Source organism: Stenotrophomonas sp. STEN014 (assembly GCF_056760315.1).
Map to the genome: position 1 here is coordinate 191483 of NZ_JBRREN010000006.1, position 12448 is coordinate 203930.

A 12448-nucleotide genomic window follows, 5' to 3' on the forward strand; every position below is an offset into this window, starting at 1 on the left:
CCGTCCGCCGATGCGGTGTTGCAGGGGCGCCATTTTCCAGTACCGGCTGCCAATGCAGGCCTGTATTGCCGGCTTCAGCCCGTCATGTAACCAGCCAGCGCCTGATAGCTCAGCCGTACCGGTTCAAAACCGTATTCGCGCTCCAGCCGCCTGACGATGAAGTGGCCGCGCGCCATATCCTGGTAGTAACTGGTGAACATGGTGTTCAAGGTCGCGCCAGCGACCGCGCCGATGATCGGCACCGCCTGTGCGGCGAATTTCTCCGTGACCACAACCCCGAAACGGGTGGCGATCTTCTCCACGATCTTTGCCAGCCACTTGCCCGCCTCCTTCGGAGCGAGGCCGAGGATTACACCGTGGCCGCCGCCAACCGCCGTGCCGGCAAGCTCCGCCGACAGATGCCGCATCACTTCGGTGGTGAAGCCGCGCGCCAGGTAATAGCCGGTTTCGCTGGCGTCATCCCTGCCGGTATTGCCGCCCAATGCGAACACCTCCAGACAGGCCTGACGGGTGGCGAAATCGTTCAGGTCGAACCCTTCGCTGCGGGCGATATCGGCCACCGCACGCATGATGATCGTCGTCGACAGGGGCAATTCCACCGCCAATGCAGGCAGCCCGCCCAATCCCCCCAACGCGCCGGACGCAGCGGCCGCCAGTTTGTGCAGGCGCGGCGATGCCGTTTTTCCCGGTTGCTCGCGATCCATGCTCCACAGCGCCGTTTGCGCGGCTTTGTACAGGGCCGCCTCGGTGACACTGTGGATCCGGGAAGACACCGATGCCGGCAGCTTGCGTACGGCAAATTCCAACGGCGAGCCTACCAGATTGGCCACCTTGGCCGTCAGGGTGGGCGCTTCCAGCAACGCCACCGCACGCTGCAGGTCGGCCCAGTCGTGGACGTCATCCTGCAGGCGGATCGCGGGGACATTCATGCCAATCAGCCTGCGGCCGGCAACCCCGCCAGCGCGCCCATGAACTGCCGGTAGTGGCGCAGCTCGGCGATGGAGTCCTTCACATCACTCAGCGCGGTATGGCTGGAGGTCTTGCTCACCCCGGCGGCCACTGCAGGGGCCCAGCGCTTGGCGAGCTCCTTGATCGTGGACACATCCAGATTACGGTAGTGGAAATATTTCTCCAGTCGCGGCATCTGCCGGTGCAGGAAGCGCCGGTCCTGGCAGATCGAGTTGCCACACATCGGGGAAGCACCGGCCTTGATCCACTCCTGCAGGAACACGATGGTCTGCGCCTCGGCCTGTCCCAGGGTCAGGGTGCTGTCCAGTACGCGTTGCCACAGGCCCGAGCGCTGGTGCTGGTTGCGGTTCCACTCGTCCATCGCTTCCAGCGTCGCCAGCGGGTGCGAGATGGCGAACTCCGGCCCTTCAGCCAGCACATTCAACTGGGCGTCGGTGACGACGGTGGCGATCTCGATGATCGAATCGTTGTCGGTATCGAGCCCGGTCATTTCCAGATCAATCCAGATCAACCGGTCGTTGCCTGCGCTGTTGTCCGCCATGTAATACCTCGTGCAGTGGGCCGGACAATATCTTTGCCGGGCCGGAATATCCAGGCGCACATGATACGCCGGCCGCCACGCACCGCTGCGTCAAATATCGTCCGGCGACAGCAACGGACGCCCGCGCTTGGCGCGGAAATAATTGGTCAGGCGCAAGCTGGCGTCTTTGGCCAGAACCCCGCCGCAGACCTGTACGCGATGGTTGTGGCGCGGATCGGCGACCAGGTCGAACACGCTGCCGCACGCGCCCGTCTTCGGGTCGGTGGCCGCGAACACCACGCGCGCGACCCGTGCATGCACCAGCGCCATCGCACACATCGCGCATGGCTCGAGCGTGACGTAAAGGGTGCAGCCAATCAGACGGTGATTGCCCAGCCGCTTGCCGGCCTCGCGCATGGCCATGATCTCGGCGTGGGCGCTGGGGTCGTGATTGATGATGTTGAGGTTCCAGCCCTCGCCCAGCAGCTGGCCATCACTGCCGACCAGCACCGCGCCCACCGGGATCTCATCGAACTCGCGTTGCGCACGATCCGCCAGCGCCAGCGCATGGCGCATCCAGTGCTCGTCCACCGGGGCGGTGCTGAGATCGTCGGTCATCGCAGAAGTCACGGTGCCTGGCTCCGGACGCCAGAGGGTCCGAACCCCGCAAGAAACGGAGGGCGGGAAGGTTATGGCGGGCAGAGTGGGATTCGAACCCACGGAAGGTTTGACCCTTCGCCGGTTTTCAAGACCGGTGCCTTAAACCGCTCGGCCATCTGCCCGTGTCGTCCGGCGCGATCCAGCCGCGCCGATCCGGGTGCGCATTCTCGCATGCCTGCACCGTTTTTGTTCAACCCGCGTCCACGGCGAGCGCGCCGATTGTCGAGGCGCGGATCTTTTCCTTGGCCCGCTCGCAGGCGCCACCGCAATCCAGCCGCGAGGCCTCCAGTTCCGGCGGCAGGTGTTCGGCGAGGAAGTCGATGAACACGCGCACTGCCGGCAGCAGGCCGCGGCGCGAGGCGAACACCGCATGGCAGATGCCCTGCGGCAGCGACCAGTCCGGCAGCACCACCTCCAGCTCGCCGTTGCGCACGGCCTCGGCGCACACGGTTTCCGGCAGCATGGTGATTCCGAAGCCGTCTTTCACCATCGACTGCAGCAGCGGGAAATCAAAGCCGGCCACCCGCGGCTGCAGGTCCACGCGGCTGACCGCCCCGTTGGGGCCATGCAGTTCCCAGCGTTGGCGCGCCTCGTCCTCGCTGATGCTCAGGGTGACATGGCTGGCCAGCTCCTCCGGGGTGGCCGGGCGACCGGCGCGATCCAGATAGGCGGGACTTGCGACCAGCAGCTCCTGCACCTGGCCGAAGCTGCGCATCACCAGGCTGCCATCGTCATCCAGCCGCGAACGCACGCGCAGGGCGACGTCATAGCCCTCGTTGATGATGTCCACCCGGCGGTTGCTGATATTGAGCTGCAGTCGCACCTTCGGGTATTGCTCGAGGAATCTAGGCAGCAGGCGCGGCAGTTGCATCTGCGCCAGCGACACCGGAACGCTGGCACGGACCAGCCCGCGCGGCTCGGCACTGAGCCGATCCACCACCTCGCGTGCGGCCTGCGCCTCGGCCAGCATGGTCTGCGCATGGCGATGCACGCTCATGCCGACATCGGTGACGGCGAAGCGGCGGGTGGAGCGCTGCAGCAGGCGCACGCCCAGTTCGGTTTCCAGCTGGCTGATGCGCCGGCTCAGGCGGGATTTGGGGATACCCAACGCGCGCTCCGCCGCGGCGAAACCGCCGTGGTCCACGACCATCGCGAAGTAGTAGAGGTCGTTGAGATCCTGCATGGGGTAATTCCACAAATAGAACGAGTGGTGGAATTCAAACACCTTTGTCCCGAATCTGCAAATCAATCCTCAAACGGTCCTGTATTTGGCGGATTGACCGCCATCCTCCAGCGAGTGGTCTCGAGCCCGAAGCTGGCGGTCACAAAAAAGCCCGCATCACGGCGGGCTCTTTGTTAATTCGGGCCGATACGGCGGGCTCAGCCGATGCGCTCGATTCCGCCCATGTACGCACGCAGCACGTCCGGAACCGTGATGGAGCCGTCCGCGTTCTGGTAGTTCTCCATCACCGCGATCATCGCCCGCCCCACCGCCACACCCGAGCCGTTCAGGGTGTGTGCCAGCTCCGGCTTGCCGGCGGCATTGCGCCAGCGTGCCTGCATGCGGCGGGCCTGGAAATCACCGCAGTTGGAGCACGAGGAAATCTCGCGATAGGTCTGCTGCGACGGCAGCCAGACTTCCAGGTCATAGGTCTTGATCGCCGAGAAACCCATGTCGCCGGTGCACAGCAGCACCTTGCGGTACGGCAAGCCCAGCTGCTGCAGCACGGCTTCGGCGCACCCGGTCATGCGCTGGTGTTCGGCTTCGCTGTCTTCGGGCTTGCAGATGCTGACCAGTTCGACCTTCTCGAACTGGTGCTGGCGGATCATGCCGCGCACGTCGCGACCGCCGCTGCCGGCCTCGGAACGGAAGCACATCGAATGGGCGGTCATGCGCAGCGGCAGGCGCTCGCCATCGATGATCTCGTCGCGGACGATGTTGCTCAGCGGCACTTCGGAGGTCGGAATCAGATAGCGGGTGGATTCGCCCAGCGTGGTCTTGAACAGATCCTCCTCGAACTTGGGCAGCTGGCCGGTACCGCGCAGCGAATCGGCATTGACCAGCACCGGCACGTTGGTTTCCTCGTAGCCGTGGGCATTGACGTGCAGATCCAGCATGAACTGCCCCAGTGCACGGTGCAGGCGCGCGACCTGGCCACGCAGCACGGTGAAGCGCGCCCCGGAGAGCTTGGCAGCGGTTTCCGCGTCCAGCCCGTGGTTGCGCGCGCCGAGCTCGACATGGTCCAGCACCGGAAAGTCGAACGCGCGCGGCGTGCCCCAGCGCAGCTGCTCCACGTTCTCGCTTTCATCCTTGCCAAGCGGTACGTCGTCGGCCGGCACATTGGGAATGCCCAGCGACAGTGCTTCGATCTTCTCGCGCAGCTCGTCCAGCTGGATTTCCGAAGCCTTCAGCTCATCGGCAAACGCCGCCACCTCGGCCATGATCGCCGAGACGTCTTCCCCCTTGGCCTTGGCATGGCCGATCGCCTTGGAGCGGCTGTTGCGCAGGCTCTGCAGTTCCTGGGTGCGCACTTGGATACGCTTGCGATCAGCCTCGAGGGCTTCAAACGCCGCCACATCCAGATCGTAGCCGCGTGTGACACGCAGGCGTTCGGCAAGTTCGGCGGGCTGCTGGCGAAGAAGGGCGGGATCAAGCATGGAGGCGGCACTGTGTACGGGTGTGGAGTGCGATTATCGCCCGAACCGCCATTCTCTGCCGCGCGATTCATTGTTCCTGTGCAAGAATCGGCCACTTGAAACGGGCCCAGTCCATGTCAGCACACAGTTCCCGCTCCGGGCAGAATGTCACCTTCCAGCTGCCGCGCAGCAGCCTGAAAATCGCCGGCATCGCTTTTTGCGCAGGCCTCCTGCTGTTTTTCGTGGTCTGGCTCAACGCACGCAGGAACAATGATTTCTACCGTGCAGGCCCCGCCCAGCCGCAAACGGAGGTTGCCGAGCCCGCTCCGCTGCCCGCGCCACTTCCTGCCGGTGCCGGCGCCAGCGACATGCCCGAATCGCGTCCGGAGGCGGCCGGAGAAGCGCCGCAGCTGGTGGAAACCGCACCGCCCCCGTCACCGCAACCCATCGTCGAAGCCGAACCGGCTCCGCCACCGGCCCAGACGGCCCCTGCCCCAGTCGCGGACACGCCGACCGACCGGCCCGTGCCGCTGCCGGATCAGAGTCCAGCCCCGACCTACCCGCCCGCAGCGCTGCGTCGCGGCGACAGCGGGACGGTCGTGGTGCAGGCGTTGGTCGATACGCGCGGTGTGCCGCTGGATGTGAAGATCATCCAGCGCAGCGGCTCGCGTGATCTGGATCGCGCCGCCTTGGACGCCGTGCGCAACTGGCGTTTCCAGCCGGCGCAGAGCAACGGGCAGCCGATGCAGGGAACCCTGGAGATTCCCTTCGATTTCAAGCCCGCGCAGTAAGCGGGACTCCGTAGATTCGCCAACCCGGCGGATGCCGCTCCGGGGATGCACCCGGGTTCGGCTTGCGCCCGGGCCGCACCGTTGCCAGTGCGGCCCGGATTCCGGATGACTTCAGGACAGGACGCTGAGCCCGAAGCCGGCACCGCTGGCAAGCTCGTCAAAACCCGGGAAAGAGGTCGCCACGTTGGCTACATCGTTGATCCGTACCTCCCCGGTACTGAGCTGGCCGGCGATGGCAAAGGCCATCGAGATGCGGTGATCGCCGTGGCTTTCGATAGTGCCACTGCCCACCGGGCCACCGTGGATCGTGGCGCCATCCTCGGTTTCATCCACGCGCAGGCCCAGTGAGCGCAGGCCGGTGGCCATCGCCGCCAGACGGTCCGACTCCTTGACCCGCAGCTCGGCGGCACCCCGCACCACGGTCTGGCCAGAAGCTGCTGCAGCGGCGACAAACAGCGCCGGGAACTCGTCGATCATGTCCGGCACCACCGACTCGGGAATCTCCGCGCCCTGCAGCGGCGCGTAACGCACCACCAGATCCGCCACCGGCTCGCCGCCATGCTCGGCATGGTTCTCCTCGGTGATGTCCGCGCCCATCAGGCGCAACGCGGTCAGCAGACCGGTACGGCGCGGATTGAGTCCGACCGAGCGCAGCCGCACCTGGGAGCCCGGAATAATGCTGGCGGCGACGATGAAGAACGCCGAGGAGGAGAAGTCCGCCGGGACCGCGATATCGGTCGCGCGCAACCGCTGACCGCCGCGCAGGCGCGCCCTGCCCGGGGAGAACGCGATCTCGACGCCGAACGCGCGCAGCATGCGCTCGGTGTAGTCGCGGGTGGGATGCGGCTCGACCACCGAGGTCTCGCCCTGTGCATACAGCCCGGCCAGCAGCACCGCCGACTTCACCTGGGCGCTGGCCACCGGCAGCTCGTAGTCGATGCCGTGCAGAGTCTGCCCGCCATGGATGTGCAGCGGCGGCGTGCCATCGGCCTGGGTATCGATACGTGCGCCCATCTTTGCCAGCGGCCCGGTCACCCGACGCATCGGCCGCTTGGACAGCGACGCATCGCCCACCAGCGTGGTGTCGAACGGCTGCCCGGCCAGCAGACCCGCCAGCAGGCGCATGCCGGTGCCGGCGTTGCCGCAATCCAGCTCACCCTGGGGCGCCTTCAGGCCATCCACGCCCACGCCATGCACGATGCGCTGCGAGGGCGACGGGGTTTCAAAACGCACCCCCATCTGCGCAAAGATCGAGGCGGTGGCGCGGGTGTCCTCGCCTTCGAGAAAGCCATCGATATGCGAGACACCGTCCGCCAATGCGGCAAACATCACCGCCCGGTGCGAGACCGACTTGTCGCCGGGAATATCCAGCGTGCCCTGCAGGGCCGAGCCTTTGCGTGCAATCCAGTACAGAGAATCGGTCATGCTGCTTCCTGTGGTAGCCGCCCGCGCCAGTGCGCGGGCCAATCAAAGCCGGAATTCCCGGCCATCAGAACGAAAGGGAGGGCGGCATAGCTGCCGGCGGAGCTGCCGCCAGCAGGGCGCCACCGATGGCATCGGTCAGGGCACGGCCACCGGATAGGAGCCGAGCACCTTGATCTGCGCCGAATGGGTCTGCAGCTCCGCCAGCGCGGCCTGCATCGCCGGATCCTCGACATGGCCGGCCAGGTCGATGAAGAAGCCGTACTCCCACTTGGCCTGATGCGAGGGCCGCGATTCGATGCGGTTCATGCTGATGCCGTGGCGGGCGAACGGGCTGAGCACATCGAACAGCGCGCCGGGCTTGTCGTGGATGTAGACCAGCACCGAGGTACGGTCGTGGCCGGAGGACGGGAAGATCTGGCGGCCGATCACCAGGAACCGGGTGGTGTTGTCGGCATCGTTCTGGATCGGTTTGGTGACGACCTTCTTCAGTCCATAGGCATGGATGGCGCTCTCGCCACCGATTGCCGCGGCGTCATCGGCGTTGCGCGCACGGCGCGCGCCCTCGGCGTTGCTCGACACCGGCAGCTTTTCCACCTTCGGCAGATTGGCGCGCAACCACGACGAGGTCTGCATGAACGCCTGCGGGTGGGCATAGATGCGCTCGATATCCTCCAGCCGGCCCGTGCGCGACATCAGGTACTGCTGCACGCGCAGCTCGACCTCGCCACAGATCTTCAGGTTGGATGTCAGGAACATGTCCAGGGTGATCTGGATGGTGCCCTGCCCGGAGTTCTCCACCGGCACAACGCCAAAGTCGGCATTTCCGGCCTCCACTTCCTGGAACACCTCCTCGATGCTCGACAACGGCAGGCCCAGGGCCGAGCGGCCGAAATGCTTGAGCATCGCCTGCTGGGTGAACGTGCCTTCCGGCCCGAGGTAACCGACCTTCAGCGGCTCCTGCTGGGCAAGGCAGGCCGACATGATCTCGCGATAGACATGCACCAGCACCTCGTCGCTGAGCGGGCCTTCGTTGCGGTCCACCACCATGCGCAGCACCTGCGCCTCGCGCTCGGGCCGGTAGTAGTCCACGGCCGCGGCCAGCTTGCCCTTGGCCTTGCCGACCTGGTGGGCGAACTGTGCACGCTCGGCGATCAGCGCCTGGATGCTGCGGTCGATGTGGTCGATCTTGGCGCGCACATCCGACAGTACCGGCGCGGCGATGGCCGGCTGCGTGTCCTTCTTCAGTGCTTTGGGCTTCTTGCTGACAACAGCTTTCTTGGTCTTGGTGCTGCGCGGTGCAGAGTCTGCTGCCGGTTTACGGGGCTTTGAAGCCATGGAATCACCGTCTGTTACGAGCCGGCGCCTGTGCGCCCGGCGGAATGGGAAAAATCAGCCGTTGCGCTGCTGGAAGTCGCGCATGAACGCCGCCAGCGCCTGCGCGCCTTCCAGCGGCATGGCGTTGTACAGCGAGGCGCGGATGCCGCCGACCGCGTTGTGACCTTTCAGCGCGAGCAATCCGGCGCGCTTGGACTCGCTGACGAAACGCGCATTGAGTTCGTCATCGGGCAGGAAGAACGGGATGTTCATCCGCGAGCGCACGGCCGCGACGACGTCGTTGCGGTAGAAGCCGCCGGAGTTGTCGATCGCCTCGTACACCAGCGCCGATTTGGCCTGGCTGAGGCGGGCGAACGCCTCCACCCCGCCCTGCGCCAGCATCCACTTGAACATCAGCCCCGCCAGGTACCAGTTCCAGGTCGGCGGCGTGTTGAGCATCGAGTCGCGGGCCACGTGCGAGCGGTAGTCGAAGATGTCCGCGCGCGGCTGGCCGGCGCGCTCGAGCAGGTCGCGACGGATGATGACCACCGTGATCCCGACCGGCCCCAGGTTCTTCTGCGCACCGGCATAGATCACCCCGTAACGCGACACGTCGATCGGCTCGGAGGCGATCGAGGAACTGAAATCGGCGATCAGCGGCACCCCGCCCACGTCCGGAACGTCGCGGAATTCGACGCCGTGGATGGTTTCATTGGCGGTGATGTGCACGTAGGCCGCATCGTTGGACAGCTGCCACTGCGCCGGCGCCGGAATGTCACGGAAGCCGCCGGCCTCACTGCTGGCGGCGATGTGCACATCCACGTAGGGCCGGGCCTGCTTCACCGCGGTCTTGCCCCAGTGGCCGGTAAGCACATAGTCCACGCGCTGGCCGGGCGCGGCGAAATTCAACGGCAGCAACGCCTGCTGGGTGGTGGCGCCGCCGCCCAGAAACAGCACGGCATAGTCATCGGGAATGCCGATCAGCGTGCGCAGGTCGGCATCTGCCTGGGCCGCGACGGCCATGAAATCGGCGCTGCGGTGACTGATCTCGACAATGGACGCGCCCACGCCGTTCCATTCCAACATTTCCGCCTGCGCCTGGCGCAGAACCGTTTCGGGCAACGTCGCGGGGCCGGCACTGAAATTGAATGCGCGCGTCATATCACACCTGCTGGGCTGAAGACCTAGTATGCCGCAGCGCAGCAGGCTTGGGGGACGCTAAAAAAGTTGCATTTGCATGCATCTGCAGCGGCGATCCGGATCGCCCCGGCGATGCAGCTCACGCACCGCCAGCCCGCCTAATCAGCGGGCGCCGAACAGCAGCAGCGCGCTGATCGCGGCACCCAGCAACAGCGCACTGAGCAGCAGCCACGGCCAGCGCCGCGGGCGCCGCTCCGGCATCGACGCATCAGCCGGCTCGGCCGTCTCGCGCTCCTCGCTTTGCGGAAAGTGGCTTGCCGGAATGCGCGGGTTCAACGGCACTTCAAGCACAAACCGGTGGTTGCCTTCGAACACCAGCTGATCGCCGGCCTGCAGCCAGCAATGCCGCACAGTCACCCCGTTGACCTGGGTTCCCTCGGCCGAGCCCAGATCACGCAACAGCACTTTCTCGCCGTGGCGCTCCAGCCGCGCATGACTATCGGCGAAAGCCGGCTCATCGATGAGGATATCGCTGTGCGGATCGCTGCCGATCGTGCGCGGCTGGTCTAGCGTGAAGCAGCGGCCGTGATAGCGCCCGCCCACACCGCGCAGCAGCACGCGCATGTCCTCGTCGCTGGCGGCCTGTGGCGCGGGCGGGTGTGTCACCGGCTCGCATTCCCCGCGCAACAGCATCTCGGCACCGTCGGCATAGACCGCATCCCCGGCCCGCAGCAACGCCATGCGCCGGACCGGCCGGCCGTTGACATGGATGCCGCGGGTGCCACTGGCCACCTGTAGCCAGACCCCGCGCTGGTCCACGCAGAACTGCGCGAGCAACAGAGGGCCGACACGGTCATCCCCGAGGCCGACCTGGCCGGTCGCGTGCCGGACGATACGCTGCACGCCCGGCTTCAGAGGCTGATCGGGTTGCTGACGGTTGCTGAAGTGGACTTGCAGTGTGCGCACTGTCGCAGATTATCAGTTCACCCGGACATGCAGAAGATGGCCGCGGGACTTGGACTGCGTCGCCACAGTCCGCACAATGCCGCACCTTGTCTTTATCGCCGGTCTGCCGGGAGCCTCTCCATGTCTACCATTGATATCCGTCACCCCCATTCCCTGTCCGACGAAGGCGCGCGCACCGCCATCGCAGAAGTCGCCCAGAAGCTGGAAGAACGTTTTGAAGTGACCGCCCGCTGGGAGGGCCAGACCCTGTATTTCGTCCGCTCCGGGGTTGATGGCGCCATCGAACTGCTGCCGGGCGCGGTGCGGGTGAAAGCCGAGCTGGGCTTTCTGCTGTCGGCCATGAAGGGCATGGTGGAATCGGAGATCCAACGGGTGCTGGCGGAAAAACTCGGCTGAACCCGGCGCCCTCACGCAATGCACGCACGGCCATCGCTACGGTAGGAACCTGATCTGTTTCCCCTGCCGAGGAGCAATGCCGTGAGTGTTTACGAACCTCGCCCTGATGAAAATGACACCCCCGAGCAGCACGAACCTGCCGAACGTTTGACCCGCCGCGTTACCGAATCGGCCCAGCAGATATGGCTGGCCGGTCTGGGCGCCTTGTCGCGCGCGCAGAATGAAGGCAAAAGCCTGTTCGATTCACTGGTCAAGGAAGGCGAGTCGATGGAGGAGCGGTCGCGCCAGCAATCGGACCGTGGCGAAACCCTGCGTGACAGCGTCGAGACCACACTGAACCAGGCACGCGAGCGCGCCGCCGGCACCTGGGACCGGGTCGAGCGGAGTTTCGAAGACCGCGTCCAGCGCGTGCTGCGGCGCATGGATATTCCCAGCCGTTCGGATATCGAGACGCTCAACGACCGCCTGGACGCACTGAACCGCCGGCTGACGCGGGCCGAAAGCCAGTCTTCGCGATCGGAAGCGGATCCTGAATCACACTGATGTTGCAAAGCAGCAAAAGCTGCGCAAGAATCAACCCGACCCGCCAGCAGTACCGCGCCGTATGTCTCCCTCCCCACACGGCTCCGGATGGCGGGTTTTTTGTGCCTGCCGTTCGCGCAGGTCGCTCCTGCCCGGCCTTTTCCGGCGATTGCCGCGATAATGGGCCGCCCAGATCCGCTGCATTCGGCGTCGTGCCGCGCAGCCGCCGCAGGAGGCCGCCATTGAACACCCCAGGTCCGGACCCCTCGTCCAGCCCCCCTACCCGTCACGACCTGCATGGCCGTTACCGCACCGCCGAAACCGTGGAGGATTTCCGCCACAACTTGGCCGCGGTCCAGTCGCGCATCGCCGCCGCCTGCCAGCGTGCCGGACGCGATGTGGCAAGCGTGCGCCTGCTGCCGGTCAGTAAGACCATCGATGAAGCCCACATCCGCCGCGCCTATGCCGCCGGTTGCCGTTTCCTGGGCGAGAACAAGGTGCAGGAAGCCCGTCACAAATGGGAGGCGATGCAGGATCTGGCCGATCTGCGCTGGTCGGTGATCGGCCACCTGCAGACCAACAAGGCCAAGCTGGTGGCCCGGTTCGCCAGCGAGTTCCAGGCGCTGGACAGCCTGCGCCTGGCCGAGACGCTGGACCGTCGCCTGCAACAGGAAGGTCGCAGCCTGGATGTCTTCATCCAGGTCAACAGCTCCGATGAGGACAGCAAGTACGGCCTGCCGCCCGAGCAGGTGGACGGGTTCCTGCAGACGATGCCGCAGTTCGGTGCGCTGCGCGTGCGCGGGCTGATGACGCTGGCGATGTTCTCGGCCGAGGCGGCGCAGGTCCGCGGCTGTTTCATCCGCCTGCGCGAACTGCGTGACCGCCTGCGGCAGACCGCTCCGGCCGGGGTGGAGCTGGACGGGCTGTCGATGGGCATGTCCGGGGATTTCGAGATCGCCATCGAGGAAGGCGCCACCGTGGTGCGGGTCGGCCAGGCCATCTTCGGCGCACGCGCGGTGCCTGACAGCCACTATTGGCCCGGTCTGGAGCCACATGGCTGAACCGCCACGCCGGGCACGGTCCGGGCGCACGATTACGGCAACAAACA

13 protein-coding genes and 1 tRNA gene are annotated in these 12448 nt (G+C 65.9%); 4 read left to right on the plus strand and 10 right to left on the minus strand.

Translation table 11 applies throughout. The features are described 5' to 3' along the window. Positions 1-74: 74 nt before the first annotated feature. From ACVOMC_RS10565 to serS, 6 genes are all read right to left on the minus strand, one after another. Positions 75-929 carry an EcsC family protein gene (locus ACVOMC_RS10565; RefSeq protein ID WP_481523901.1) on the minus strand — a complete coding sequence of 285 codons (855 nt, stop codon included), beginning with the start codon at positions 927-929 and terminating at the stop codon, positions 75-77. Between the two features lie 5 nt (positions 930-934). Continuing rightward, the gene (gene orn / locus ACVOMC_RS10570; protein WP_481523902.1) at positions 935-1510 is read right to left on the minus strand and encodes an oligoribonuclease; all 576 of its coding nucleotides are present in this window, start codon (positions 1508-1510) and stop codon (positions 935-937) included. Positions 1511-1600: 90 nt separating this feature from the next. After that, positions 1601-2107 (minus strand): tRNA adenosine(34) deaminase TadA, encoded by a 507-nt coding sequence (gene tadA, locus ACVOMC_RS10575; protein ID WP_054657629.1) that lies wholly within the window; start codon positions 2105-2107, stop codon positions 1601-1603. A 74-nt stretch (positions 2108-2181) separates the two neighbouring features. Beyond that, positions 2182-2271: transfer RNA gene (locus ACVOMC_RS10580), tRNA-Ser, on the minus strand. Between the two features lie 68 nt (positions 2272-2339). Further along, a complete protein-coding gene (locus ACVOMC_RS10585; RefSeq protein ID WP_481523903.1) occupies positions 2340-3332 on the minus strand; it encodes a LysR substrate-binding domain-containing protein in 993 nt (330 codons plus the stop codon). 197 nt (positions 3333-3529) lie between these two features. Then, positions 3530-4807 carry a serine--tRNA ligase gene (gene serS, locus ACVOMC_RS10590; RefSeq protein ID WP_481523904.1) on the minus strand — a complete coding sequence of 426 codons (1278 nt, stop codon included), beginning with the start codon at positions 4805-4807 and terminating at the stop codon, positions 3530-3532. Positions 4808-4920: 113 nt separating this feature from the next. Here serS and ACVOMC_RS10595 point away from each other — a divergent pair, with 113 nt between their 5' ends. Next, positions 4921-5577, plus strand: a complete 657-nt coding sequence (locus tag ACVOMC_RS10595; RefSeq protein WP_481523943.1) for an energy transducer TonB — start codon at positions 4921-4923, stop codon at positions 5575-5577. Positions 5578-5688: 111 nt separating this feature from the next. Here ACVOMC_RS10595 and aroA read toward each other — a convergent pair whose 3' ends face one another. The 4 genes from aroA to ACVOMC_RS10615 all read right to left on the minus strand — a co-directional run bounded on the left by aroA (position 5689) and on the right by ACVOMC_RS10615 (position 10422). Continuing rightward, positions 5689-7002 carry a 3-phosphoshikimate 1-carboxyvinyltransferase gene (aroA, locus tag ACVOMC_RS10600; RefSeq protein WP_481523905.1) on the minus strand — a complete coding sequence of 438 codons (1314 nt, stop codon included), beginning with the start codon at positions 7000-7002 and terminating at the stop codon, positions 5689-5691. 135 nt (positions 7003-7137) lie between these two features. Next, the gene (gene pheA / locus ACVOMC_RS10605; protein ID WP_481523906.1) at positions 7138-8337 is read right to left on the minus strand and encodes a prephenate dehydratase; all 1200 of its coding nucleotides are present in this window, start codon (positions 8335-8337) and stop codon (positions 7138-7140) included. Between the two features lie 54 nt (positions 8338-8391). Beyond that, on the minus strand, positions 8392-9477 hold the full coding sequence (gene serC, locus ACVOMC_RS10610; protein WP_481523907.1) for a 3-phosphoserine/phosphohydroxythreonine transaminase: 1086 nt from the start codon (positions 9475-9477) through the stop codon (positions 8392-8394). 141 nt (positions 9478-9618) lie between these two features. Continuing rightward, complete coding sequence (locus ACVOMC_RS10615) at positions 9619-10422, minus strand: FHA domain-containing protein (RefSeq protein ID WP_057506412.1); 804 nt, start codon at positions 10420-10422, stop codon at positions 9619-9621. A 120-nt stretch (positions 10423-10542) separates the two neighbouring features. Here ACVOMC_RS10615 and ACVOMC_RS10620 point away from each other — a divergent pair, with 120 nt between their 5' ends. The 3 genes from ACVOMC_RS10620 (at position 10543) to ACVOMC_RS10630 (ending at position 12401) form a co-directional block, all read left to right on the plus strand. Further along, positions 10543-10818, plus strand: coding sequence for a polyhydroxyalkanoic acid system family protein (locus ACVOMC_RS10620; RefSeq protein ID WP_054658898.1), 276 nt, complete (start codon positions 10543-10545; stop codon positions 10816-10818). Positions 10819-10899: 81 nt separating this feature from the next. Next, on the plus strand, positions 10900-11361 hold the full coding sequence (locus ACVOMC_RS10625) for a phasin family protein (protein WP_481523908.1): 462 nt from the start codon (positions 10900-10902) through the stop codon (positions 11359-11361). Between the two features lie 272 nt (positions 11362-11633). Then, complete coding sequence (locus ACVOMC_RS10630) at positions 11634-12401, plus strand: YggS family pyridoxal phosphate-dependent enzyme (protein WP_481523944.1); 768 nt, start codon at positions 11634-11636, stop codon at positions 12399-12401. Positions 12402-12448: the final 47 nt, after the last annotated feature.

Coding starts and splice junctions, on each gene's coding strand:
- aroA (WP_481523905.1), bottom strand. CDS start 7,002: ATGACCGATTCTCTGTACTGGATTGCACGCAAAGGCTCGGCCCTGCAG.
- ACVOMC_RS10595 (WP_481523943.1), top strand. CDS start 4,921: ATGTCAGCACACAGTTCCCGCTCCGGGCAGAATGTCACCTTCCAGCTG.
- serS (WP_481523904.1), bottom strand. CDS start 4,807: ATGCTTGATCCCGCCCTTCTTCGCCAGCAGCCCGCCGAACTTGCCGAA.
- tadA (WP_054657629.1), bottom strand. CDS start 2,107: ATGACCGACGATCTCAGCACCGCCCCGGTGGACGAGCACTGGATGCGC.
- ACVOMC_RS10585 (WP_481523903.1), bottom strand. CDS start 3,332: ATGCAGGATCTCAACGACCTCTACTACTTCGCGATGGTCGTGGACCAC.
- orn (WP_481523902.1), bottom strand. CDS start 1,510: ATGGCGGACAACAGCGCAGGCAACGACCGGTTGATCTGGATTGATCTG.
- pheA (WP_481523906.1), bottom strand. CDS start 8,337: ATGGCTTCAAAGCCCCGTAAACCGGCAGCAGACTCTGCACCGCGCAGC.
- ACVOMC_RS10565 (WP_481523901.1), bottom strand. CDS start 929: ATGAATGTCCCCGCGATCCGCCTGCAGGATGACGTCCACGACTGGGCC.
- ACVOMC_RS10620 (WP_054658898.1), top strand. CDS start 10,543: ATGTCTACCATTGATATCCGTCACCCCCATTCCCTGTCCGACGAAGGC.
- serC (WP_481523907.1), bottom strand. CDS start 9,477: ATGACGCGCGCATTCAATTTCAGTGCCGGCCCCGCGACGTTGCCCGAA.